The organism is Amycolatopsis thermalba (genome assembly GCF_003385215.1).
Classification (GTDB): Bacteria; Actinomycetota; Actinomycetes; order Mycobacteriales; family Pseudonocardiaceae; genus Amycolatopsis_E; species Amycolatopsis_E thermalba.
Genome location: NZ_PQHW01000053.1, coordinates 1 through 23721, shown reverse-complemented (window position 1 = coordinate 23721; position 23721 = coordinate 1). Strand labels below are relative to the sequence as shown.

The 23721-nt window shown below is 74.3% G+C and carries 26 protein-coding genes; 12 read left to right on the top strand and 14 right to left on the bottom strand.

All coding sequences use genetic code 11. The features are described from left to right. The first annotated feature begins 20 nt into the window (after window positions 1-20). From D0D15_RS20810 to D0D15_RS20790, 5 genes are read left to right on the top strand one after another with little or no spacing between them, the layout of a single operon-like run. The gene (locus D0D15_RS20810; protein ID WP_094008346.1) at window positions 21-1154 is read left to right on the top strand and encodes an LLM class flavin-dependent oxidoreductase; all 1134 of its coding nucleotides are present in this window, start codon (window positions 21-23) and stop codon (window positions 1152-1154) included. Further along, complete coding sequence (locus tag D0D15_RS20805) at window positions 1151-1741, top strand: amino acid synthesis family protein (RefSeq protein WP_115944674.1); 591 nt, start codon at window positions 1151-1153, stop codon at window positions 1739-1741. The genes D0D15_RS20810 and D0D15_RS20805 overlap by 4 nt, the downstream gene beginning before the upstream one ends. Then, the gene (locus D0D15_RS20800; protein ID WP_094008348.1) at window positions 1742-2293 is read left to right on the top strand and encodes an amino acid synthesis family protein; all 552 of its coding nucleotides are present in this window, start codon (window positions 1742-1744) and stop codon (window positions 2291-2293) included. Continuing rightward, entirely contained in the window at window positions 2290-3021 is a 732-nt protein-coding gene (locus D0D15_RS20795) for an alpha/beta fold hydrolase (RefSeq protein ID WP_094008349.1), read from the top strand. The genes D0D15_RS20800 and D0D15_RS20795 overlap by 4 nt, the downstream gene beginning before the upstream one ends. Continuing rightward, a complete protein-coding gene (locus D0D15_RS20790; protein WP_244214975.1) occupies window positions 3008-4486 on the top strand; it encodes an aldehyde dehydrogenase in 1479 nt (492 codons plus the stop codon). Before D0D15_RS20795 ends, D0D15_RS20790 begins: the two co-directional genes overlap by 14 nt. Window positions 4487-4503: 17 nt before the next feature. On the opposite strand, the gene D0D15_RS20785 is transcribed toward D0D15_RS20790, so the two are convergent. Next, a complete protein-coding gene (locus D0D15_RS20785; RefSeq protein WP_094008351.1) occupies window positions 4504-4962 on the bottom strand; it encodes a carboxymuconolactone decarboxylase family protein in 459 nt (152 codons plus the stop codon). Between the two features lie 161 nt (window positions 4963-5123). Between D0D15_RS20785 and D0D15_RS20780 the strand changes: the two genes are divergently transcribed. Then, the gene (locus D0D15_RS20780) at window positions 5124-5660 is read left to right on the top strand and encodes a L,D-transpeptidase (protein ID WP_094008352.1); all 537 of its coding nucleotides are present in this window, start codon (window positions 5124-5126) and stop codon (window positions 5658-5660) included. A 30-nt stretch (window positions 5661-5690) separates the two neighbouring features. Here D0D15_RS20780 and D0D15_RS20775 read toward each other — a convergent pair whose 3' ends face one another. Continuing rightward, window positions 5691-6662 (bottom strand): magnesium transporter CorA family protein, encoded by a 972-nt coding sequence (locus D0D15_RS20775; RefSeq protein ID WP_094008353.1) that lies wholly within the window; start codon window positions 6660-6662, stop codon window positions 5691-5693. Between the two features lie 59 nt (window positions 6663-6721). Here D0D15_RS20775 and D0D15_RS20770 point away from each other — a divergent pair, with 59 nt between their 5' ends. Then, window positions 6722-7723, top strand: coding sequence for a Gfo/Idh/MocA family protein (locus D0D15_RS20770; RefSeq protein ID WP_115944672.1), 1002 nt, complete (start codon window positions 6722-6724; stop codon window positions 7721-7723). A 16-nt stretch (window positions 7724-7739) separates the two neighbouring features. Continuing rightward, the gene (locus D0D15_RS20765) at window positions 7740-8417 is read left to right on the top strand and encodes a GNAT family N-acetyltransferase (protein WP_094008404.1); all 678 of its coding nucleotides are present in this window, start codon (window positions 7740-7742) and stop codon (window positions 8415-8417) included. Between the two features lie 315 nt (window positions 8418-8732). On the opposite strand, the gene D0D15_RS20755 is transcribed toward D0D15_RS20765, so the two are convergent. From D0D15_RS20755 to D0D15_RS20725, 7 genes are read right to left on the bottom strand one after another with little or no spacing between them, the layout of a single operon-like run. Further along, window positions 8733-9719, bottom strand: a complete 987-nt coding sequence (locus D0D15_RS20755) for a pyridoxal-phosphate dependent enzyme (protein ID WP_094008355.1) — start codon at window positions 9717-9719, stop codon at window positions 8733-8735. Then, window positions 9640-10575: a GHMP family kinase ATP-binding protein gene (locus D0D15_RS20750; RefSeq protein WP_094008356.1), complete on the bottom strand. Its 936-nt coding sequence runs from the start codon at window positions 10573-10575 to the stop codon at window positions 9640-9642. Before D0D15_RS20750 ends, D0D15_RS20755 begins: the two co-directional genes overlap by 80 nt. Further along, window positions 10572-11375, bottom strand: a complete 804-nt coding sequence (locus D0D15_RS20745) for a Rossmann-like domain-containing protein (RefSeq protein WP_094008357.1) — start codon at window positions 11373-11375, stop codon at window positions 10572-10574. The genes D0D15_RS20750 and D0D15_RS20745 overlap by 4 nt, the downstream gene beginning before the upstream one ends. Further along, the gene (locus D0D15_RS20740; protein WP_167481528.1) at window positions 11372-12127 is read right to left on the bottom strand and encodes a class I SAM-dependent methyltransferase; all 756 of its coding nucleotides are present in this window, start codon (window positions 12125-12127) and stop codon (window positions 11372-11374) included. Before D0D15_RS20740 ends, D0D15_RS20745 begins: the two co-directional genes overlap by 4 nt. Next, window positions 12124-13110 carry an ABC transporter substrate-binding protein gene (locus tag D0D15_RS20735; RefSeq protein WP_369806839.1) on the bottom strand — a complete coding sequence of 329 codons (987 nt, stop codon included), beginning with the start codon at window positions 13108-13110 and terminating at the stop codon, window positions 12124-12126. The genes D0D15_RS20740 and D0D15_RS20735 overlap by 4 nt, the downstream gene beginning before the upstream one ends. Then, a complete protein-coding gene (locus D0D15_RS20730) occupies window positions 13107-13889 on the bottom strand; it encodes an ABC transporter ATP-binding protein (RefSeq protein WP_094008360.1) in 783 nt (260 codons plus the stop codon). Before D0D15_RS20730 ends, D0D15_RS20735 begins: the two co-directional genes overlap by 4 nt. Next, window positions 13889-14956: a FecCD family ABC transporter permease gene (locus tag D0D15_RS20725; RefSeq protein ID WP_094008361.1), complete on the bottom strand. Its 1068-nt coding sequence runs from the start codon at window positions 14954-14956 to the stop codon at window positions 13889-13891. Before D0D15_RS20725 ends, D0D15_RS20730 begins: the two co-directional genes overlap by 1 nt. 147 nt (window positions 14957-15103) lie before the next feature. Between D0D15_RS20725 and D0D15_RS20720 the strand changes: the two genes are divergently transcribed. Beyond that, window positions 15104-16306, top strand: coding sequence for an MFS transporter (locus D0D15_RS20720; protein WP_094008362.1), 1203 nt, complete (start codon window positions 15104-15106; stop codon window positions 16304-16306). Window positions 16307-16382: 76 nt separating this feature from the next. Further along, complete coding sequence (locus tag D0D15_RS20715) at window positions 16383-16796, top strand: STAS domain-containing protein (RefSeq protein WP_094008363.1); 414 nt, start codon at window positions 16383-16385, stop codon at window positions 16794-16796. On the opposite strand, the gene D0D15_RS20710 is transcribed toward D0D15_RS20715, so the two are convergent. Both D0D15_RS20710 and D0D15_RS20705 read right to left on the bottom strand, forming a co-directional pair. Continuing rightward, on the bottom strand, window positions 16783-17154 hold the full coding sequence (locus D0D15_RS20710) for a hypothetical protein (protein ID WP_233157490.1): 372 nt from the start codon (window positions 17152-17154) through the stop codon (window positions 16783-16785). The genes D0D15_RS20715 and D0D15_RS20710 overlap by 14 nt on opposite strands. A gap of 166 nt (window positions 17155-17320) precedes the next feature. Continuing rightward, complete coding sequence (locus tag D0D15_RS20705; RefSeq protein ID WP_094008365.1) at window positions 17321-19330, bottom strand: acyltransferase family protein; 2010 nt, start codon at window positions 19328-19330, stop codon at window positions 17321-17323. Between the two features lie 80 nt (window positions 19331-19410). Here D0D15_RS20705 and D0D15_RS20700 point away from each other — a divergent pair, with 80 nt between their 5' ends. After that, window positions 19411-19986 carry an NUDIX hydrolase gene (locus D0D15_RS20700; RefSeq protein WP_094008366.1) on the top strand — a complete coding sequence of 192 codons (576 nt, stop codon included), beginning with the start codon at window positions 19411-19413 and terminating at the stop codon, window positions 19984-19986. Window positions 19987-20093: 107 nt separating this feature from the next. Here the strand turns inward: D0D15_RS20700 and D0D15_RS36360 are convergent, their stop codons facing one another. Then, window positions 20094-20267, bottom strand: a complete 174-nt coding sequence (locus tag D0D15_RS36360) for a hypothetical protein (protein ID WP_167481527.1) — start codon at window positions 20265-20267, stop codon at window positions 20094-20096. A 142-nt stretch (window positions 20268-20409) separates the two neighbouring features. Then, the gene (locus tag D0D15_RS20695) at window positions 20410-21408 is read right to left on the bottom strand and encodes an acyl-CoA dehydrogenase family protein (RefSeq protein ID WP_233157491.1); all 999 of its coding nucleotides are present in this window, start codon (window positions 21406-21408) and stop codon (window positions 20410-20412) included. 104 nt (window positions 21409-21512) lie between these two features. Here D0D15_RS20695 and D0D15_RS20690 point away from each other — a divergent pair, with 104 nt between their 5' ends. Then, entirely contained in the window at window positions 21513-22505 is a 993-nt protein-coding gene (locus tag D0D15_RS20690; protein WP_094008367.1) for an SDR family oxidoreductase, read from the top strand. A gap of 381 nt (window positions 22506-22886) precedes the next feature. Here the strand turns inward: D0D15_RS20690 and D0D15_RS20685 are convergent. Further along, on the bottom strand, window positions 22887-23721 hold an 835-nt coding region (locus tag D0D15_RS20685), incomplete at its 5' end, for a dienelactone hydrolase family protein (RefSeq protein WP_482746740.1).

The window sequence follows — 23721 nt, the reverse complement described above, 5'->3', positions numbered from 1 at the left end:
CATCCACTTCGGAGGCACGCATGCGGTTTTCGATCTTCCACAACCTCGGCGCACCCGGCCGCCTCGACGACTACGCCCAGGTGATGAACGAGGCCCGCGAGTTCGCCCGGGCCGCCGACGAGGGCGGCTACTGGTCGATCTGGTACACCGAGCACCACTTCGGCCACGAAGGCTTCGAGATCACCGCCAACCCGGTGCTGATGGGCGCGGACATCGCCGCGCGCACCTCCCGCATCCGCATCGGGCAGGCCGCCAACATCGCGACGTTCTGGCACCCGCTGCGCCTGGCGGAGGACATCGCGTTCCTGGACCAGGCCTCCGGCGGCCGCGTCGAGGTCGGCCTGGGCCGCGGGCTCTACGGGCGGGAGGCGCTCAACCTCAACTCGCTGGCCGATCCGCGCGACCAGGAACAGAACCGCGCGCTGTACGAGGAGACCGTGGAGATCCTCAAGAAGGCGTGGAGCAACGAGTTCTTCGAGCACTCGGGGCAGTTCTACACGTTCCCGGAGCCGGGCGTGAAGTGGAACCACCCCATGTCGCCGGCCACGCCGGAGTACACCTCGGACGGTGTGATCACCAAGCTGGCGGTCACGCCGCGGCCGTTCCAGCGCCCGCACCCGCCGCTGTGGCAGGTCATCGACAGCCCGCGCTCGATCGTCAGCGCGGCCAAGCAGGGTGTACAGGGCCTGTTCTGGATGCCGCCGGTGTCGGCGCTCAAGGACCGCTTCGCGCTCTACCGGGACACCGCGAGCGAGGCCAGCGGGCGCGAGTACGCGCTGGGCGAGGGCATCGGCCTGGTGCGCGACGTGTTCGTCGCCGACACCATGGAGCAGGCGCGAGCGCGGTTCGAAGAGGCCGTGATGACCTCGTACCAGTGGATCCTGCACTTCCGCGGCCTGGGCAACCTGATGGAGGCCGGCGAGGAGCTGACCCCGGACCACCGGCTGTCCTACGACTTCCTGGCCGACCGCAACCTGCTCGTCGGCACTCCCGACTACGTGGCCGAGAAGATCTCGGAGCTGCGCAGCGAGCTGAACCTGGAGCACCTGCTGCTGTGGACCACGCACCCGGGCCTGGAGCACCGCCACGCGATGCGCAGCCTGGAGCTGTTCACCGAGAAGGTCATGCCGCGGTTCACCGGGTCGGGTTCATGACCCTGCGCAAGCTGGTCACGGTCACCGAGGAGATCGTCACCGAGGCGGGCGCGCCGGCCACGTCACCCACCCGGCGCGCCGCCGCGGCGGCCGTGATCACCAACCCGTGGGCCGGCCGCGGGCTCGGCGGCGACCTGGGCCCGGAGGCCGCGCGCACCGCTCCCCTGCTCGCCCAGCGCCTCACCCGCGCGCTGGAGGCCGCGCTCGGCGGCCGGATCGCGGCGTTCGGCAAGGCGGCGATCGTCGGGCTGGACGGCGAGATCGAGCACGGCGCGGCCCTGATCCACACCCCCTACTTCGGCAACATCCTGCGGGAGCTCGTCGACGGAACGTCCATCGTGGTCTTCTCCGACGAGCGCGGCCCGGCCGGCACGGCGCTGACCGTGCCGGTGTGGCACAAGACCGCCGCGGCCACCCGCTCGCACTACCAGACCGTGCAGGTGCGGGTGCCGGACGCGCCGCGCGGCGACGAGATCGTCGTCATCGCGGCGGCCGCGACCGGGCCGCGACCGCACGCGCGCATCGGCGACCGCACCACCGATCCGGCCGTGAGCCTGGACATCCTCGAGGACCTGGAGAGCGTCTAAGTGAAACTGCGCAAGATCGTCACCCTGACCGAGGACCTGCACCGCGAGGGCGAGCGGCCGGTCGACCCCGTCGCCCGCACCGCGGTGGTGCTGGCCGTGATCGAGAACCCGTGGGCGGGCCGCGGTTACGTCGCCGACCTGCTGCCGGTCATCGACGAGGTGGCCCCCGAGCTGGGCGCGCTGCTCGCGCCGCGCGTGGCCGAGGCGCTCGGCGCGCCCATCGAGGCCTACGGCAAGGCCGCGATCGTGGGCCTGGACGGCGAGATCGAGCACGGCTCCGGCCTGATCCACACGCTCAAGTTCGGTGACCACTTCCGCAAGGTCGCCGAGGCGACCACCCTGCTGCCGGCGGTGGAGAAGCGCGCGCCCGCCGGGGTCGTGTTCGACATCCCGCTCAAGCACGTCACCGACGCGACGATCCGGTCGCACCACCAGACCGTCGAGGCCCGCGTGCCCGACGCGCCGCGCCCGGACGAGATCGTCGTCGGGCTCGCCGCCGCCGCGCAGGGCAGGCCGCTCGCGCGCCTGGCGCCGCTGTCCAGCGAGCAATGAGCCCGCTGCTCCTGCTGCACGGGGTCGGGCTCGACCACCGCATGTGGGACCGCTGCCTGCCCGCGCTGCGGCGGCGGCACCGGGTGAGCGCGCCCGACCTGCCCGGGCACGGCAGCGCCGCACCGGCCGGCGGCGGGATCACGGTGTCCGATCTCGCCGCGGCGGTACGGCCCACCGAACCCGCGCACGTCGTGGGCTTCTCGCTCGGCGCGCTGGTGGCGCAGTGCCTCGCCGTCGAGGAGCCGGGGCTGGTGCGGTCGCTGACCCTGGTCAGCTCGGTGGCGCGCCGGACGCCGGAGCAGGCCGCCGCGGTGCGGGCCCGGCTGGCGGCGGCGCAACGATCACCGGCGGAGACCGCGGACGCCGCGATCGGCCGGTGGATGTCGCCGGAGTGGCGGGCGGGCGAGCCGGAGCTGGCCGGTGAGCTGCGCAGGACGTTGCTGGGCAACGACCACGCGTCGTACCTGGCCTGCTATCGCGTGTTCGCCACGGCTGACGAATGGCTGTGGCCGCGGATCGGCGGGATCACCGCGCCCACGCTCGCGGTCACCGGCGCGGCCGATCCGGGGTCCACCCCGGAGATGACGCGTCTGCTGGCGTCGCGGATCCCCGGCGCGCGGGCGGTGGTCGTGCCCGGCGCGCGGCACCTGCTGCCGCTGGAGGAGCCGGACCTGCTGACCGAGGAGATCCTGAGCCACACCGAGGAGGCTGACCGTGGACAGCTTTGACCACTACATCGGCGGCGAGTGGACCGCCCCGGCCGGCGGCGAGTACTTCCCGAGCGTCAACCCGGCCACCGCGAAGCCCTGGTACGAGGCCGCGCGCGGGACCCGGGCCGACGTGGACCGGGCGGTCGCCGCGGCGCGGGCGGCGTTCGAGGCGCCGTCGTGGCGGGACCTGTCGCAGACCGCGCGGGGGCGGCTGCTGCGGCGGCTGGCGGACAAGATCGGCGCGGTGGCCGAGGAGCTGGCGCGCACCGAGACGCTCGACAACGGCAAGCTGCTGCGCGAGATGCGGTCGCAGCTGGCGAGCATCCCGGAGTACTTCCACTACTACGCCGGATACGCGGACAAGATCTCCGGCGACGTGATCCCCGCGGCGAGCCGGGACATCCTCAACTACACGATGCGCGAGCCGGTCGGGGTGGTCGGCGCGATCACGCCGTGGAACTCGCCGCTGCTGCTCACCGCCGCGAAGCTGGCCCCGGCGCTCGCGGCGGGCAACACGGTCGTGGTGAAGCCGTCGGAGCACACCTCGGCGTCGCTGCTGAAGCTGGCGCCGCTGTTCGACGCAGCCGGGTTCCCGCCGGGCGTGGTCAACGTGGTCACCGGGTTCGGCGCCGAGGCCGGGGCGCCGCTGGTGGAGCACCCGGACGTGGCGAAGGTGACCTTCACCGGCAGCACGGCCACCGGCGCACGGATCGCCGCCGCCTGCGGGTCCCGGTTCGTGCCGGTCACGCTGGAGCTGGGCGGGAAGTCGCCGAACATCGTCTTCGCCGACGCCGACCTGCGCGCGGCGGCGATGGGGATCATCGCGGGCGTGTTCGCCGCGGCCGGGCAGACGTGCATCGCGGGCAGCCGGGTGTTCCTGCAGCGCGCGGTGTACGACGAGGTGCTGGAGCTGGTGTGCGAGCGGGCCGGGACGATCCGGATCGGCGACCCGCTGGAGCCGGAGACCGAGCTGGGGCCGGTCGCGTTCGCCGGTCAGCTGGACAAGATCGAGGAGTACGTGCGGATCGGGGTGGCCGAGGGCGGGCGCCTGCTGGCCGGCGGCCGGCGCCCGGAGACCGGCCTGGACGGGTTCTTCTACAGCCCGACGGTGTTCGTGGACACCGACAACGCGATGCGCATCTGCCAGGAGGAGATCTTCGGCCCGGTGGTGACGGTGATGCCGTTCGACACCGAGGAGGAGGTCGTGCGCCTGGCCAACGCGACCAGCTACGGCCTGGCGGCGGGCGTGTGGACGCGGGATCTGGCGCGGGCGCACCGGATGGCCTCGGCGCTGGAGGCGGGCACCGTGTGGGTGAACACCTACCGGGCGATGGCGCCGATGTCCCCGCGGTCCGGCTTCAAGGCGAGCGGGCTCGGGGTGGAGCACGGGACCGAGGTGCTGCGCGAGTACACGCGCGTGAAGAGCGTGTGGATCAACACCGGCGAAGAGGAGGCGCGGGACCCGTTCGTGCTGCGCTCGTGAGGGTCCCGCGCCGGTCCCTACCAGGTGGTGCCCGCGGGTTCCTTGATGGTCACGTTGATGCGGTTGAACAGGTTCGTCAGCGCGATCGCCAGGATCAGCCCGGACAGCTGCCGCTCGTCGAAGTGGTCGGCGGCGTCGTCCCAGACCCGGTCCGGCACGCCCTCCCGGGAGAGGTCGGCCAGGCGGGTGGCGTGCTCGGCCAGCTCGAGCGCGGCCCGCTCGGCGTCGCTGTAGAAGGGCGCTTCGCGCCAGGCCGCGACGTTGAAGATGCGCTCGTCGGTCTCCCCCGCCTTGCGCGCCTCGGCGACGTGCCCGTACACGCACGCCGCGCATCCGTTGATCTGGCTCACCCGCAGCCCGGTGAACTCGCGCACCGCGGCGGGCAGCCCGCTGTCGTTGACAGCCTTCAGCAGCGTGCCGATGCCCTTCATCCCGTCGGGCAGTACGTAGGCCGGGTTCTTCATCCGTGTGGTCATGGTGTCCTCCTCGGTTCACCGGTCTGACGGATGGCCGCCCGGAAGTGTGACCGGAGGCCGCCAAACCCCGCCCGGGGATCTTTCACCCGAATTCGTGGATATCGGCCGGAATCCGCCGCATTCCCGGGTCCGGGACTGCTCACCCTCGCTAGGGTGCGGCCGTGGCACCGCTTCGCTCCCCCGCGCGCCAGGCCTGCTGGACCACCCTCGCCGCGCTCACCCTCGCCGCCGGGTGGGCCGTGCTGGAGGCCGCGCCGGCCGAGACCGCCGCCGCGCCCGCCGCCCGTCCGGTTCCGCCGCCGATGCCGCTGTCCAGCACCGCGCCGCCGGCCCCGCGCACCGAACTGTGCCCGGACACCGCCCGCGCCTGCGTCGACGAGGAGCGGCGCGTGGCCTGGCTCCAGCACGACGGCGAGGTCACCCACGGCCCGGTCGCGATCATGCCCGGCGACCCCGGCGCCCCGGACTCCGTCGCCACCCCGCGCGGTGTCTTCCGCGTCGAGTGGAAGGACGCCGAGCACACCAGCGCCGAGTTCGGCGACCCGATGAACCACTCGGTGTTCTTCGCCCCCGGCGGGATCGCCTTCCACGAGGGCAGCCTGGACACCCCGTCGCACGGGTGCGTCCACCTGTCGGCGCGGGACGCCGCCCTCTTCTACGACGCCCTGCCGGTGGGCGCCGAGGTCGCGGTGTTCTGACCGCCCGGTCCGGCATCGAGGCCGGACGGCTCACAGCCAGTCGCGCCGCTTGAACATCGCGTACAGCGCGCCGGACAGCGCCACGATCACGGCGGTGGACAGCCAGAACCCCCACGGCTGCTCGAAGCCGGGATAGGGCACGTTCTGCCCGTAGAACCCGGTGATGGCCGTGGGCACCGCGATGATCGCCGCCCAGCTGGTCACCTTCTTCATGATCAGGTTGAGCCGGTTGCCCTGCAGGCTCAGCTGCGTCTCGCGGATCGTGGTGACCAGGTCCCGCAACGATTCGGTCCACTCCGAGGCACGCAGCACGTGGTCGTAGACGTCCTGGTAGTACGGCATCAGCATCTCGTCGACGAGGTGGTGGTCGCGGCGCATCAGCGAGTTCACCACCTCGCGCATCGGCAGCACGACCCGCCGCAGCGACACCAGGCTCTTGCGCAGCCGCAACGACCGGCGCTGCATGCCGGTGTGGTCGACGTGCTCGGCGAACACCCCGTCCTCGAGCGACTCGATCTGGTCGTCCATCGCCTGCACCGCCTCGAAGTGGGTGTCCACGATGTAGTCCAGCAGCCCGTGCACGAGGAAGCCGACGCCGCCCTTGGCGAGGTCGGCGGAGGCGTCCCAGCGGTCCACGACCGCCTCGATGTCGAAGTGCTCGTCCTTGCGGACGGTCACCAGCGCGCGATCGGTGAGGAACGCGGCCAGCTCACTGGAACTCAGCACGCCGGTCCCGGTGTCCAGCCGCACGGCGTAGGCGGTCAGGAACGCGTGGCTGGAGTACCGGTCGAGCTTGGGCCGCTGGTGCTCGTGCACCGCGTCCTCGACGGCGAGCCGGTGCAGGCCGAGCTCTTCGCTGATGGTCGCCAGGTCGGCCTCGGTCGGTGCGGCGAGGTCGAGCCACACCACCGTCGCCGGATCCTGGAGATACTCGGACATTTCGGCCGCCGGGAAGTTCTCGGCCTCGAGAACGCCGTGGCGGTACACGCGGGTGCGAGCCATGCCCCCACGCTAGGCTGTGCGCCGGACGACCGCGCACCGGAGTACCTGGGGGTTTCTCGGTGGAACCACTCCGCATCGGCATCCTGGGCGCGGCGCGCATCGCCGGGACCGCCATCGCCGCGCCGGCCCGCGAAACCGGGCACCGGCTGGTGGCCGTCGCCGCGCGGGACCGCGCCCGCGCCGAGGCGTTCGCCGCCGGGCACGGTGTGGAACGGGTCGCCGCCTCCTACGCCGAGCTGCTCGCCGACGACGAGATCGACGTGATCTACAACCCGCTGCCGAACGGGCTGCACGGGCCGTGGAACCTCGCCGCGGTGCGCGCCGGGAAGCACGTGCTGACCGAGAAACCCTTCGCCGCCAACGCCGAAGAGGCCCGCGAGGTGGCCGAGGCGGCGGAGGAGGCCGGGGTGTGCGTCATGGAGGCGTTCCACTACCTCTACCACCCGGTTCTGCCGCGGCTGCACGAGATCCTGGACTCCGGCGAGCTGGGTGAGCTGCGCCGCGCCGAGGCCGAGTTGCTGATCCCCGCGCCCGCCGACGGCGACCCGCGGTGGTCGTTCGAGCTGGCGGGCGGCACGATGATGGACGTCGGCTGCTACGGGTTGCACGCGCTGCGCGGGCTCGCGCCGTGGGCGGGCGGCGCGCCGGTGCTGGAGTCGGCGAGCGGGACGGCGCGGCGGCCCGGGGTGGACCGGGCGATGGACGCGCGGCTGGCGTTCCCCGGTGGGGCGGCCGGAACCGTGCGCTGCGACATGGCCGCGGGCGAGGTCCGGTTCGGCCTGCGGCTGACCGGCACCCGAGGTGCGGCGACCGCGGTGAACTTCGTGCGCCCGGACACCGACGACCGGATCCTGGTGGGCGACCGGGTCGAGCACCTCGGGCGGCGCCCGTCGTATTCCTACCAGCTGGAGGCGTTCGCGGCGTACGTGCGGGAGGGTGTGCCGCCGCGCAACGGCCTGGCGGACGCGGTCGCGACGATGACGCTGGTCGACGAGTGCTACCGGGCCGCCGGGTTCGGTGTGCGTCCCCGCTCACGTGTGGGGCCGGCGGCGGGTGGGTGACCGGTACCGTCGGGGCGTGAGTTCTCCCCTGGACAACCCGGCCTACGCGTCGCTGACCGGTCCGCACGCGCGGTTCGCCGAGTCGCACGGGACCGCGGTGCGGTACGACCCCGCGGTCTCGCCGTGGGCGGGCATGCCGGACGACGCGGACGAAACGGCGTGGAAGGACCTGGCCGAGCTGGCCGGGCCGGGCGGTGTGCTGTCGCTGCCCGGGCCGCGGCTGCCGGCGCCGGCGGGCTGGGCGGTGGAGTTCGCCGTGCCGGGCGTGCAGATGGTGGCCGGGCCGATGGAGACCGCGCCGGACCCGGAGGCGGTGCGGCTGACGGCGGCGGACGTGCCGGACATGCTGGCGCTGGCCGAGCGAACGCGGCCGGGGCCGTTCCTGCCGCGCACGGTCGAGCTGGGCACCTACCTCGGCTTCCGCCGCGCGGGACGGCTGATCGCGATGGCCGGGGAGCGCCTGCACCCGCCGGGGTACACCGAGATCAGCGCGGTCTGCACGGACGCGGAGTTCCGCGGGCAGGGGCTGGGGACGCGGCTGGTGCTCGCGGTGGCGCACGGAATCCGGGAACGCGGCGAAACCCCGTTCCTCCACGCGGCGGCGGACAACACGAGCGCGATCCGCCTGTACGCGGCGCTGGGCTTCCGCCTGCGACGGGAGATCGACTTCGTCGGGGTGCGGGTACCCGCCTGAGACGGGGACTTCGTGGGCGCGCGGGGGCCCGCCTGAGACGGGGTCCGGACTTCGTCGGCGTACGCGCGCCCGCCCGAGCCGGGGTCACGCGGGCGCCGGCCAGTGCATGCGCGACCACGGCAACGCCAGGCCCGCCCGGGTGACCGGCTCCACCGGCGCCAGGGACGCCACCGGCGCCGCCTCGGCGGCGGATGTGCGCCCTCCGCCCCGCACCGGGGTTTCCACCTCCGCCCCGGCACCGACTCCCTCGGGATAGGCGCGCCCGCCTGAGACGAAGTCAGGACTCCCTCGGCGTGCGCGCCCGCCCGAAACGCATCACGCGGGCGCCGGCCAGTGCATGCGCGACCACGGCAACGCCAGGCCCGCCCGGGTGACCGGCTCCACCGGCGCCAGGGACGCCACCGGCGCCGCCTCCGCGTGCCGGGCGAACACCGTGTCCACGTACCGGTGCCCGGTGTCCGCGGCGATGAACACCACCGTGCGGTCCGAGTGGTCCCGTTCCCAGCGCGCGGCCAGGTACGCGGCGCCCGTGGAGAGCCCGGCGAAGATCGCGTGCCGGCGCAACAGGTCCACGCTTCCGGACAGCGCCGCGGAGAACCCCACCCAGTGGATCGTGTCGTACAGCTCGTGCGTCACGTTCCCGAACGGGATCGAGCTACCGATCCCGGCGATGATGATGTCCGGATCGGCGACGTGCTCGCTGCCGAACGTGATGCTCCCGAACGGCTGCACCCCGACGAGGCCGGCACCGGGCGCCGACGACCGCAACCACGTCGCCAGCGCCCCGGTCGACGCACCGGACCCGACCCCGCCCACCACGATCAGCCGCGACGCGTCCAGCTCCCGCGCGATCTCCTCAGCCACCGCCCGGTACCCCAGGTAGTGCACGCGGTCGTGGTACTGCCGCATCCAGTGCCAGTCCGGGTGCGCGCGCAGGATCTCCCCGATCCGCCGCACCCGCCGGTCCTGGTCGAGCTTGAGATCGGCCGCCGGCGGCATCTGCTCCAGCGTCGCGCCCAGCACCGCCAGCTGCGTGCGCAACGTGTGGTCCACTGTGGTCGATCCGACGATGTGGCACCGCAACCCGAACCGGTGGCACGCCAGGGCCAGCGCGTAGGCGTAGATCCCGCTGGAACTGTCGACCAGGGTGTCCCCCGGCGCGACCACGCCGGTCCGCAGCAGGTGCCGCACGGCCTCCAGCGCGGAGACCACCTTCATCGTCTCAAACCGCAGGCAGACGAGCCGCTCGCCGGTCCGGACCAGGGCCGGCCGCGCGATCGCCTCGGCGATGTGGTCGTGCATCCTTCCCTTCCGTCGTGAACAGGCGCGTCACCGGCAACCCGGCGGCCCGCAGCGCGCGGACGCACCGGCGCAACCGGTCCCCGCCGCCGCGCGGGTCGAACAGCAGGCCGGCCACGTTGCCGCTGTGCGCGACCTGCACGCCGGCCGCCCCGGTGAGCGCCGCGATCCGTTCCAGTTCCGGCAGTTCGTCCTTGGCGAGCACGCGCTGGTTCAGCCGCGCGCTCTCGGTGCTCACCCGGCCCAGCAGCGCGACGTCCCCGGTCGCGATCGCCAGCCGCAGCATCCGCCGCAGCCGCTCGAACGCCGCCACGTCACCGGCGAAGTCCAGCGCGAGCGTGTCCACCGGCGCGCCACCGCCGGTCACGCACCCGACCACCACCGCGGCCGGCAACGCGGGGCCGAGGCGTTCCAGCACCCGCCCCTCCCGCTGCGCGAACAGCACCGCACCACCGCCGAGCATGATCGGGTCGCTGGCGTGCTCGGCCCGCACCGCGATCCGCGCGACCGCCTCCGGGGCGAGCGCCGTGCCGAACGCCGCCGACACGGCCCGCACGGTGGCCAGGATGTCGCTGGTGGACGATCCCAGCCCCAGCCCCACCGGCAATCCGCTGTCCAGCCGCAACGCCCCGCCCGCCGGGCGGCCGCACGCGGCGGCCGCCAGTTCGGCGGCCCGCCGCGCCTTGACCCGGCCGGCCGGGACCACCGTCAGCGGACCGGGCCGGGGCACGAACTCGGCGCGCGTCACCGCCCCCGGCACGGGCAGCGTGACCAGCCCGCGGCAACGGCGATCACCGTCGCGGAAGACGCCCTGCAGGATCTCCCCGTGGTGCCCGGGCGCGTACCCCACACCGGTCACGCCGCCGCCCGGTACCGGTACAGCACCGTGGGCGCGGCGCTGAACTGCGAGAACGGGAACGGTTCCGCGGACAGGGCACTGACCCCGTCACCGAGGAACGCCCGCGCCACGGCGCTGCCGGTCTGGGCGTAGACGACCAGCGGCACCGCCCGCTCCCGGCAGCGGCGGACGATCTCGTCGAAGGTCCCGTTGCCCAGCGTCATCCCGGTCGCCACGACCGCGTCCGCCACGTCGAGCACCTTCCCCATCTCCGGCGTCACCGGATCGCCCCACTGGGTGCGGCGCAGGTTCAGGTCGCACGGCAGGCAGGTCCCGCCGCGCTCGCGGATCGCCGCGACCAGCGGGTTCACCACGCCGATGAGCCCCACCCGCGCGCCCGGCCCGAGGTCCAGGAGCCCGGCGATCGCCGCGTCCCGGGCGCGGGCCCGGACCTCGGGCGTGCCGGCGGGCAGGATCACCGGCTCCGCCGCGGGCTGCTGCTCGTGCGGCGCGGCCGCCGACAGGTACGCGTCCAGCGCGGCGATCCGCAGTGGACGCAGCTCCTGGCGCAGCAGCTCGTCCAGCGGCGCCCCGGAGAACTCCGCGCAGATCTCCGGCGCCAGTTCACCGGTTTCGAAGGCACACGCCCCGAACGCCGCGCCCAGCCGGACGAGGACGTAGGAGTTGCGGTAGGTCACGTCCCCGCCGGCCAGCCGGGTGCCGTGGTGCAGCCAGAAGACGCTGGTGACGGTCAGCTCCGCCGGGTCCGGGCCGTGCTTGCCGGCGAGCACCTCGGCGGTCAGGGCGCCGACGGTGCTCACGCCGCCTCCCGCCGCAGCCGGAACAGGTAGGTGAGCACGCCGTCCTGCCAGTCGTGGCAGTGCGCCACCTCGGTGGTGAACCCGTGCCCGGCCGCGTCCCGCACGATCGTGCGCAGGTCCGCGGTGTTGGACACGATGACGAACACCTCGCCGCCGGGCGCGAGCAGGTCGCGTCCGGCCAGCTGCGCGAAGAACCGCTCCAGCAGCGGGGCTCCGGCGCACACGTTGCGCACGACGTCCGGGTCGTCGCTCACCGGCTGGCTCACCGCGGGCGGGTTGAAGGTGACGACGTCCAGCCGCACGCCGTCCGGGAAACCGTCGAAGAGGTCGGCGACCACCGGCACGAACCGGGTGCCCTGGCGCGGCCCGGCGATCCGCTCGTAGTGCCGGCGGGTGGCCTCGACGCTGTCCGGGTGCACGTCGATCGCGTAGATCTCCCGGGCCCCGCGCACCCCGGCGGCGACGGCTTCGACGCCGAGCCCGCAGCCCATGGCGGCGTAGACGCGGTCGCGCACCTCGATGGTGCCGTCCAGGACCCGCTCGTGGATCATGCGGCTGGTCCCGCCGGGCAGGAACACGCCCGGCGGCGCGGTGAACTCCCATCCCCGCCAGGTGTAGCGGCGGGTGGTGTGCAGGTCGGCCTTCGGCTGGTTGAGCGCGATGATCCGCTCGGCGGGCAGGGGCGGCGGGAGCTGGTCGATCCGGGCAGTGTCCACGGTGTCCACAGTGTCCTTTCCGGCCTTTCCGGTCATCGTCCGATCGAACGCAGGTAGGCGGCGAGCTTTTCGGCGGCGTCGAGGTTGCGCGGGCCGCTCACGGCCTCGCCGTAGTCGAGGACGTGGAAGCGGTTCTCCCGCACCGCCGGGGTGTCCGCCAGGGGCGGGAACGACTTGAGGAACGCGATCTTGTCCGCGACCGGGCGGTCGCCGTAGTCGACGACGGCGATCACCTCGGGCTGGGCCTGCACGACCGGTTCCCAGCCGATGGTGGTCCAGCGGGCGTCCAGGTTCCCGGCGATGTTGCGGCCGCCGGCCAGGGACACGATGGTGTCCGGCGCGGCCTGGTTGCCGGAGGTGAACGGCTGGTCGGTGCCGGAGTCGTAGATGAACACCCGGGCGGCCTCCCCCGCCGGCGCGTTCGCCCGCAGCGCGGCGGCCCGCGCCTGCAGGTCCGCCACGAGGGCCTCGGCGCGGTCGCCGACGTGGAAGATCTGCCCGATCTGCCGCAGGTCGGTGTAGAGCGCTTCCAGCGGCGGCACCTTGACCGGCCGGTCGCCGTAGTTGAAGCAGCTCTCGGTGTGCTGGTAGCTGCGGATGCCCACACCGTCCAGTTTGGCCGGGGTGATGCCGCGGGCCTCGCTGAAGCCGGAGTTCCACCCGGCCAGCACCCAGTCGGCCCGCGCGGCGACGACGGTTTCGAAGCTGAGCACGTCGGTGCTCAGGGTCTCCACCGACCGGTAGTCGGCCACGTACGGTGACCGCGCCACGGCGGGTTCGGCGGTGCGGGGCATGACGATGCCGCGCATCCGGCCGGCCAGCCCGAGCGCGAACATCTTCTCGGTGCTGCTCATGTCGTAGGCGACCGCGCGCTCCGGCAGCGGGTAGGTGATCGCGTGGCCGCAGTTCTCGACGGTCACCGGCGCCGGGCCGGTGTCACCGCCGGGCCGCACCTGCGCGCCGCACGCGGTGAGTGCCACCGCCGCGATCGCGAGCACGGCTGTCCAACGCCCTCTCACGGGCTTCCTCCTCGATCGGTGAACGTCCAGAGCAGTTGCGGGACCCCGGTGACCGGATGGGTCACCAGCACCGGGGTCACGCCGAAAACACGGCGGACGAGCTCGGGGGTGAGCACTTCACCGGGCGGGCCGGCGGCCGCGAGTTCCCCCTCGTGCAGCACGGCGACGCGGTCGCAGGTGGCCGCGGCCAGGTTCAGGTCGTGCAGGGCGACCAGCACGGTCAGCCCGCAGGTGCGCAGGAACGACAGCAGCTCGACCTGGTGACGCACGTCGAGGTGGTTGGTCGGCTCGTCGAGGACGAGGATCCGCGGTTCCTGCGCCAGCGCGCGGGCGATGAGCACGCGCTGGCGCTCGCCGCCGGACAGCGACAGGATGCCGCGCCCGGCCAGGTGCGCGACGCCGGTCCGCTCCAGGCACCGGCGGACGAGGTCGTGCTCGCGCTCGCTCAGCGCCCGGTTGCCGGGGTGGTGCGGGAACCGGCCCATCGCGACGATCTCGGCGACGGTGAAGTCCAGGTCGCTGCCCGCCTCCTGGGTGACCGCGGCGACCACCCGCGCGCTGTCCCGGGTGGACAGTCCACTCAGGTCGGTCCCGCCGACCAGGACGGCGCCGGAGCTGGGGGCCAGCGCCCGGTAGACGCAGCGCAGCGCGGTGGATTTGCCGCTGCCGTTCGGGCCGACCAGCCCGACCACCTCGCCGTCGCCGGCCTTGAGGCTGAGCGCGTCGACCAGCCTGCGGCCGGCGACCTCGACGGTGACCGAGTCGAGGGCGAGGTCCATCAGCGGCCTCCGAACAGGTAGCCGCGGCCGCGCAGCAGGCCGACGAACACCGGCACCCCGATCAGCGCGGTGATCACCCCGAGCGGCAGCTCGCGCGGCGCGAACAGGGTGCGGGAGGCCAGATCCACCCAGATCAGGAAGATCGCCCCGGCCAGGGGCGCGAGCACGAGCACCCGCCGGTGGCCCGGTCCGGCCACCATCCGCACCAGGTGCGGCAGGACCAGGCCGACGAAGCCGACCGCGCCGCTGACCGCGACCAGCGCGCCGGTGACGACGGCGGTGAGCAGGAACAGCTCCCGCCGCAGGGCGTCGGCGTCGAGCCCGAGGCTCGCGGCGGACTCGTCACCCAGAGCCAGCACGTCGAGTGCCCGGCTGCGCCGCAGCAGCACCACCACCGCGAGCCCCACGGCGGCCACCGCGACCGGCAGCGATCCCCAGGTCACCCCGCCGAGGCTGCCGAGCAGCCAGAACAGCACCGAGCGGGCGGCCTCGCCGAACGGCGCGAAGAACACGATCACGCTCATCAGCGCCTGGAACCCGTAGGCGAGCGCGACACCGGTGAGCACGAGCCGCAGCGGGGTGAGGCCGGCCCGGCCGCGGGCGGCCACGTAGACCAGGACCGACGCCGCGAGCGCGCCGAGGAACGCCGCGGCCGACAACGCGTACACGCCGAGCGCACCGAACAGCCCGAAGGACACCACCGCGCTGGCCCCGACCGACGCGCCCGAGGAGACGCCGAGGATGAACGGGTCGGCGAGCGCGTTGCGCACCATGGCCTGCACGGCGACACCGATCACCGACAGCCCGGCGCCTACGACGGCGGCCAGCAGCACGCGCGGTGTGCGGACCTGCCACACGATCGAGTACCCGGTGATCTCCGCGGCGTCGAGGGAACCCCCGGTCAGCGCGGCGGCGAGGTACCGCAGCGTGTCCGGCAGCGGGATCACGGTGGGACCGAGAGCGACCCCCACCACGACGGACACCCCGAGCACGACGACGAGAACGGGCACGGCGAGCACACCCGGAACGGCTCGGGCCGGCGGTGCGCCGGTCGCGGTGACCGTCACGAGTACCCCCTTGTCGTCACCACCGTCGAAGGACGGCGGCGGAAACCGCTTACTCTTCGTGAACCGGACCCGATGTTACAAACGATAATCATTTTCGTCTAGAGTCTCGTCCGGATGTGCCGCCGACCGAGGAGGAACCCCGCCGCCGTGACCGCTCCCGTCCTGCGTGATCCCGCGTTCCTGCGCCTGTGGTGCGGCACCACGGCCTCCGGGCTGGCGACCTGGGCGCTGCCGTTCGTCCTCGGCCTGGCCGTTCTGGACTCCACGCTCACCCCGGCCGGTCTGGGCGTGCTCCTCGCCGCCCGTACGATCGGGTTCCTCGCGGCCGTCCCGGTCGGCGGCGTGCTGGCCGACCGGTTCGCGCGGCGGCGCGTGGTCGCCGCCGCCGGGGTGGCCGCGGCCGTGGCCAGCCCGGTGATCGGGGCCGGGCTGAGCGGTTCGCTCGCCGTGGCCGTGGTGGCGGCCGCCGTCGCCGGAGCCGGGCAGGGCGCGTGCCGCCCCGCGTTCCAGGCCCTGACCGCCGAGGTGGTCGCCGAGGACGCCCGGCAGCGCGCGAACGCCGCGATCACCCTGTCGGTGCGCGTCACCACCCTCGTCGCGCCGAGCCTGACCGCGCTGCTGGCGACCGTGCTGCCGGTCCCGGCCCTGCTGTGGGGCACCGGGCTGCTGTGGCTGGCCGCCGCGGTCGTCCCGCCCGCCGGGCGTCCGCTCCCGGCCGTCCCCGCGGCGCGCGCGTCGCTGGTCACCGAGTTCGCCGACGGGATCCGCGAAGCCCGCCGCCACCCGTGGTTCGTCGCCGGGCTGTTCGCGCTGACCGCCGTGATCGCCACCGGCTACTCGGCCACCGGGGTGGCGCTGCCGCTGATCAGCCGCGACCGGTACGGCTCGGAGGCGGTGCTCGCCGCGGCGACCACCGCCTACACCCTCGGCGCGCTGGCCGGTGCGCTGCTGCTCGCGCGGTGGACGCCCGCGGCGGCGGGCCGGACGGCACTGGCCGGCCTGGCCGCCTACGCCGCCGCCCCGCTGAGCCTGCTGCTGCCGGTGCACCCGGCGGTCGTCGTGGCGGCCTACGCGGTCGCGGGGGTGGGCATCGAACTGTTCAACGTCCCGTGGTTCACCGCGATCCAGCGCGAGGTCGACCCGTCCCGGCTGGCCCGAGTGTCCGCTTTGGACTTCCTGCTGTCCTACGGCCTGGCCCCGGCCGGACTGGCCCTGATCGCCCCCGCGATGGCGGAATTCGGCCCCGGACCGGTGCTCGGGGCGTGCGCGCTGGTGTGCCTGCTCGCGCCCGCGGCGGCCGCCCTGGTGCCCGGCACGCGACATTTCGCCCAGCCGCGTGACCGTCTCTGAACTGGTGCTCGCCGTGCGAGGGTGATTACCCTACGAGAAGAGAGCAGGCCAGACAGGGCTGACGGGGAGGAGAGTCATGACCCACCCGGCGCGCAACTCCACCGGTGCCGTGACCACGGCCGTCCGGCGCGGGGCCCGGGTCCCCGCGCAACGGGCCGCGCCGGGAGCCCTGCGCCTGCAGGTGTTCTGGCCCGTGCCCGGGATCGCCGTGCTGAAGGTCGCCGGCGACGTGGACGTGGCCACCGCCGCCCCGCTCAACCGCGCGCTCGACGAGCTGACCGCGCACCGGCCACGGGTCGCGGTGGTCGATCTCAGCGGGGTGGAGTTCCTCGGCTCCGCGGGCCTGGCCGCCCTCGCCCAGGCGAGTGAACATGCCGACGTCCGGGTGGTCGCCCCGACGCGGCAGACCGCGCGCCCGCTGTCGATCACCGGTCTGGACCAGCGCCTGCCGGTCTACGCCACCCGCGACGAGGCGCTCAGCTCCTGCTGAGCCCGGCGCCCAGTTCGCGCTCCGCCCACAGCACCCCGTCCGGCCCGGTGCCCCACCGGGTGCTGATCGTGTCCAGCACCCCGGTGCCGATGCCCGGCTCCGGCGGCGCGCCCACCCCGTCGACCTCCACCCGCAGCACGCCCGCGGTCCGGCTCAACCGGACCTCGAACGGCGGGAACGCCGTGACGCACGCCGACGCGGCCAGCTCGTCGACCAGCAGGACGACGTCGATCACGACCGGGTCCGGGCAGTCGGCGAGCATCGCGCGCACCCGCCGGCGCAACGGGGCCAGCCCCTCCGGGCCGTCGAGCCGCACCGCCGCCGTGGCGGGCGTCTGCTCCTCCAGTGAGTCGGTCAAGGACCCGGACACCTCCGCTGTCTGGTCAACGGCCGCCGTCGCTACCCACGTGCGGGTTCATCAAACCTTGGACCGAATGAAATCACGCGGAGGGGCCGCGCGCAGCACACGGATGGGCGCACTCGGCCACCCGGACGGCGGATACCCGCTCTACCGGTGGTGCCGATCAGGCCGGCGCGGGCGGCTCCGGGTCCGGCGGTCCGAGCGCGGCGTCGATGGCCTGTTCCAGGATCGTGTCCATGGTGCCCAGGTAGGTCGCGCCGACGTGGTTGTCGTCGAGGTAGACCAGCACGTTGCCGATCACCGGCGGGCAGACGGCCTCGTCGCAGTAGTAGTCGCTGAAGTCCAGGAACGACACGTTCGGGGGAACGTCGTCCAGGAAGAGCCAGGGCGGCTCGTCGGCGTAGAAGTCGGCGCGCGGCGGGTTGCACTCGGGGGCGTCCGCGCCGCGCAGCTCCACGCACTCCGACGGCGCGTAGTCGTAGCGCGGGTTGTCCCGCACCGCGAGCACCGGGATGCCGGCCGCCTCGATCTTCCGCCACTGCGCGACGAACCCCGGCGGGGTCCGTTCGGTGAGCCCGGCCCGCACGTCGCGGGTGGCGGTGGTGAACACCGCGTCCGGCCGCAGGTCGAGGATCTCGTCGGCGGCCGCGGCGTTCCAGTCGCGGCAGGCCTGGTCGTCCGGGTCGATCTCGGACTCGGTGGAGAACGGGCACCCGCCCCGGGACATCACCACCAGCTGCCAGTTGCGCCGCTGCGCCACCGGTTCCAGGGCCGCGATGAACTGGGTGGGGTGCGAGTCGCCGACGATGACCAGCGTCTTCTCCGGCGGGCCGTCCGGGGTGGTGGTGCACACCCGCAGCTCGCTGCCGCGCGGTGAGTCGGCGCAGTTGTCGATCCAGGCCCAGTCGCCGGGCAACGCCAGCAGCGACGGCACCGGCGCCACGTCGGCGGCGCCCTGGTAGACGAACCCGGGCGTGCGGGCCAGTGCGCCGGGGTGGTCGAGACCTCCGGCCGCGGGCGTGCCGGAGCGGGCCAGGCCCGCGACCTGCCAGGCGCCGGCGGCGGCGAGCACCGGGAGCATCGCCAGCACGGCGAACCGGTACGCGCCGCGCACGGCCAGCTGTGACCGGCGCACCGGCGTTTCGACCAGGTGGTGCGTGGCGACCGCCAGCGCGACCGAGAGGCCGACGACGAACGCGCCGCCGAGCAGGCCCACCTCGGTCCGTCCGCGGTACACCAGGTAGAGCACCAGCACCGGCCAGTGCCACAGGTAGAGCGGGAAGCTGAGCCGGCCGAGCCAGGTCAGCGGGCGGGCGGTGAGCAGCCGGTCGGCGCCGGCGGGGCTGCCGGTGGTACCGGCGAGCAGCACGAGCGCGGCGGAGGCGACCGGCCACAGGGCGGCGATGCCCGGGAAGACGGTGCCGACCTGCAGCACCAGCCCGCAGGCGACGAGCCCGGCGACGCCGAGCCAGCCGAGCGCGACGCGCAGTGCCGCGGGCAGGGTGATCGCGTCGATGACCAGCGCGAGCAGCCCGCCGAGCGCGAACTCCCAGATCCGGGTGAGGGCGGAGAAGTAGGCCAGCGGCTGGTTCTCCGCGGTCAGCCACACGGAGTAGGCCAGCGACGCGGTGGTCAGGACCAGCAGGGTGCCGGTCAGGGCGGGGCGCAGGCGGCCCCGCGCGGCGGCGGCGAGGCCGGCCACCAGCAGTGGCCAGAGCAGGTAGAACTGGCCCTGGATGGACAGCGACCAGAAGTGCTGCACCACGCTGGCGTCGCTGTGCTGGGCGAAGTAGTCGGCGGAGTTCGCGGCGAGCTGCCAGTTCTCCAGGTAGAGCGCGGCGGCGAAGATCTCGCGGATGGTGGCGAACCAGCGGGCCTGCGGCAGCACGAGCGCGGCGGCCGCGACGACCACGAGCAGCACGGTGAGCGCGGCCGGGAACAGCCGGGTGATCGTGCGGCGCCACAGCGCGCGGACGTCGATGCGGCCGCGCTGCCCGGCGCGGAAGAGCTGCCCGGTGATCAGGAAGCCGGTGAGGAAGAAGAACACGTCGACGCCGCCGGAGATCCGGCCCAGCCACACGTGGTAGACGACCACCAGGACGCAGGCGAGCGCGCGCAGGCCCTCGATCTCGGGGCGGTAGCGGGACCGGGTCGGCTGGTGGGGCGGGGTCATCGGCACCTTTCCTCGCTCGGCGTTCCCGGGGAGATCGAGATTACCCACGGCCGTGGCGCGGTCCGGCTAGGGTCGGTGGGGTGCGGACCGACGTGATCGAGGCGTTCCCGCGGGTGGCCGTGCCGCTGGACGGGCGGCGCGCGGCGGCGATCGCGATCGTGGTGTCCGGGGACGACTCCGTGGTCTGGCTGACCCGGCGGGCGAGCGGGATGCGCGCCCACCCCGGGCAGTTCGCGCTGCCGGGCGGCCGGGTCGACCCGGGTGAGGACGCGATCGGGGCGGCGCTGCGCGAACTCGAGGAGGAGCTGGGGGTGGTCGCGGAGCGGGCGGACTGCGTCGGCCTGCTGGACGACTACCCGACGCGTTCGGGGTACGTGATCACGCCGGTGGTCGTGCGACTGCCCGGCCCGGCGCGGCTGCGCCCGAACCCGGAGGAAGTCGCGCACGTGCACGAGATCGGGGTGCGGGAGCTGGCGGTGGAGCCCCGGTTCCTCACGATCCCGGAGTCGGACCGGCCGGTGATCCAGCTGCCGCTGGTGGGACACCTGGTGCACGCCCCGACGGCCGCGGTGCTGTACCAGTTCCGGGAGGCCGCGCTGTACGGCCGCACCACGCGGGTCGCGCACTTCGAGCAGCCGGTGTTCGCGTGGCGGTGAGGCCGGGTGGTGCGGGAGCTGCCTCGGCCACGGTTGCGCCGGGCAGCTCCGCTCCCGGAAAGCCACGCCCCGCACCACAACCCCGGCCGGGCACCGCCCCCGCGGGCTCAGCCGCGCTGGGCGGGCTCCGTCGCCGTCGTGCCGGACAGGTCGGCGCCCGCTTCGCGGACCTGCCACTTCTCCAGTCCGCCGCCGAGGCGGTCGGCGTAGTGCTCCGCCGCCGCCTGGGTCGGGAACCGGATCTCCTGCGCGCGTGACACGTGTGTGATCTTGTAGGCCATCGCCACTCCCCTGCCGTTCTCTCGCGGCCCGTCACTCCCCGACCGGCCGCGTCGAACAGTAGAACACCTGTTCGACGACACGCAAGCCGACACGCCGGTCCCGGCGGCGGAATCTTCCGACCATCCACTGAGGACACCCGGCTCAACGGAATAGCGGCTGGCCGACGGCATCCCGGCCGATGATCTCCGCCAGCATCTCACCCGTGGGGGTCATCACCCGCGCGGTGAGCGCGTCCCGGAAGTGGCGCTCGATGCTCAGCTCCTTGCGCGCCGCCGCAAAGCCGCACAGCCGGAGGAGCCGGTCACCGACGTCGGTGGCCGTCTCCGCGGCGACCATCCGGGCCTGCACCGCGCGCACCAGCGCATCGGGCCGGCCCGTGGTGACCGCCGCGACGGTGTCACCGAGGAACACGCGCAGCAGGTCGGTCCGCGTGCGCAGCGCGGCGAGCTCCGGCCGCCCCGGAAGGTGCCCGGCCGCTTCGGCGAGCATCGCCTCGATCAGGCCCAGCGAGAAGGCGGTGCCGAGCACCAGGTAACCCGGCAGCACAGCCTCCAGGACCTCCCCCAGCGCCGAACCGGCCGGAACCTCGACGCGGTCCGCCGTGACCGACGTGGCCGCGCTGCCCCGCAGGCCGACCCCGTCGAACGGCGCGCCGACCAGCAGGCCCGGCACGTCGCGACCGACCAGCGCGACCCCGGTGCCACAGATCCACACGTAGCTGTCCGCCTCGCCCGCCGCGACCACCCAGCTCTTGACCCCGTCCAGCTCGGTGTCCCGCAGGGTGCACCGGTCGCCCGGCTCGCCGAGCGCGAGCGTGGCCAGGTGCTCCCCGCGGGCGATCGCGCCGCGCACCGCGGGCCGGCCGTGCGCCTCCACCGCGGCCGTGGCCGCGTAGTGCGTGAGCAGGACCATCGCGGTCGAGCCGCAGACCCCGGCGACGCGCTCCACCACGCGCGCGGTCTCCGCGAGGCCGGCGCCCCCGCCGCCCACCGCGGACGCGCTGGCCAGTCCCAGCAGCCCGACCTCGCCGAGCGCGCCGATCCCCGACCGCGGGAACCGCCCGGCGCGGTCGACCTGGTCGGCCTGCGGGGCGATCGTCGACTCGATCACCGAGTCGAGCAGAACGGTGTGGTCCAGCACCGGCCACCACCTGGCGTGCGGGGATGCGAACACAGCGTTACTACCCGGCCGCCTTCCCGGAAAACCACCGGATAGGGCCGCCGCCGCCCGGGTAGCCGGGAGGCATGGGAGTCGTGGTGGTGACGGGAGCCAGTGGCGGGGTCGGCCGGGCGACGGCACGGGCCTTCGCCGAACGAGGTGACGACGTCGCGCTGCTCGCCCGCGGCCAGGCGGGGTTGCGGGCCGCCGCGCGGGAGGTCGAGCGGGCCGGTGGACGGGCGCTGCCGATCCAGGTCGACGTCGCCGACTTCGCGGCCGTCGACCGTGCGGCGAGCCGGACCGAGGCGGAACTGGGGCCCGTCGACGTGTGGGTCAACGCGGCGTTCAGCGGGGTGTTCGCGCCGTTCACGCAGGTGGAGCCGGACGAGTTCCGGCGGGTCACGGAGGTGACCTACCTGGGGTTCGTGCACGGCACGCGGGCGGCGCTGGACCGGATGCGGCCGCGGGACCGGGGCGTGATCGTGCAGGCCGGATCGGCGCTGGCCTACCGCGGCATCCCGTTGCAGTCGGCCTACTGCGGGGCGAAGCACGCGATCCAGGGCTTCACCGAGTCGCTGCGGTGCGAGCTGCTGCACGAGCGGTCCGGGGTGCGGGTGACGATGGTGCAGCTGCCCGGGATGAACACGCCGCAGTTCGACTGGGTGCTGTCGCGGCTGCCGCGCCGGGCGCGGCCGGTCGCGCCGGTCTACCAGCCGGAGGTCGCGGCGCGGGCGATCGTGCACGCCGCCGAGCACCCCGGGCGGCGCGAGTACTGGGTCGGCGGCTCGACGGTGGCCACCCTGCTCGGCGACAAGTTCGCGCCCGGGCTGCTGGACCGCTACCTGGCCCGCACGGGCTACGGAGCGCAGCAGGCCGGGCAGCGGCGCGACCCCGCGCAGCCGGCGAACCTGTGGTCGCCCGCCGACGAGCGCCGCGACTTCGGCGCGCACGGCCGCTTCGACCGCCGCGCGGTGCGGCGGATGGTGCAGCCGTGGGCTTCGCGGCACCACGGCCTCCTCGGCGCGGCCGGGCTGCTGCTCGCCACGCTGGGCGGCGTGATCGCTCGCGCGCGCCGCTGACGCCCGGGCGGCGCGCGGGGCACGGCTGACCGCGAGGCGGCGCGAGGCAGGTCGTGGCATGAGCATCGGCGCACCACGCCCTGCTCGGCGCCGCCGGGCTCCAGCGCGCCACGCTGGGGGGACCACTCTCGCCGCCGACCGCGGGCTACGCGCGGGGCACGACTGACCGCGAGGCGGCGCGAGGCACGGCATGGCCGTGGCTTCTGGGCACCCAGCCTGCTCGGCGCAGCCGGCTACTCCTCGGCCCCCTTGGAGCCGTGACCACTGGCGCCGCCGACCCCCGGGCGGCGCGCGGGGCACGGCTGACCGCCCTGCCACGTGGCGCTCGATGCAGCCGTGAGCATCGCGGCCTGGTCGGCGCGGCCGGGGCAGCTGCTCGCCCTAACCGCCCTCGATGGTCACCGGTGTCAGGTACCTGCGGAACCAGTCGCGGGCCAGGCGGGCCGCCTGGTCGAGCGTGCCGGGCTCCTCGAACAGGTGCGTCGCCCCGGGTACCACCGCCAGGTGCCCCTCGCCGGGGAGCCGGCTGTGCGCTTGCCGGTGCAGCTCCAGCGCGGCGGCGTCGCGGGCGCCCGCGATGAGCATCGTCGGCGTGCGGACCCATCCCAGGCGCTTCGCGGCGAGGTCGGGGCGTCCGCCGCGCGCCACGACCGCCGCCACCTCCACCCGGTAGTCCGTCGCGGCCAGCAGCGCCGCGGCGGCCCCGGTGCCCGTGCCGAAGTAGCCGACCGGCGGGCCGGTCCGCGCGCGCACCCACCGCGTCACCTCCACCAGCCGGCTGGCCAGCAGCTCGACGGCGAACACCCGCGCCCGGTCGGTCTCCTCGCTCGGCGTCAGCAGGTCCACCAGCAGCGTCGCGATCCCCGCCCGGTGCAGCGGTTCCGCCGCCGACCGCGCCCGCGGGCTGTACCGGCCGCTGCCGCTGCCGTGCGCGAACACCACGATCCCCGCCGCGCACTCGGGCACCGTCAGCCGCCCGCCGAGCGGCACCGCCCCGGCGAACACGGTGACCTCCTCGTCGCCGGTCGCCGCGTCCGGATCGCCGGGCTCGCCCGCCAGCAGCCGCGCGACCTCCTCGTCCGGGGTCTGCGTGAAGTCCTCGTACCACTGCCCCACCGCGATGAACGCCGCCGGGCACTCCAGGCACACCACGTCGTCGGCGTCCGCCCGCAGCGCCGTCACCGCCTGCCGCGCCCCGACCGGCACCGCGACCACC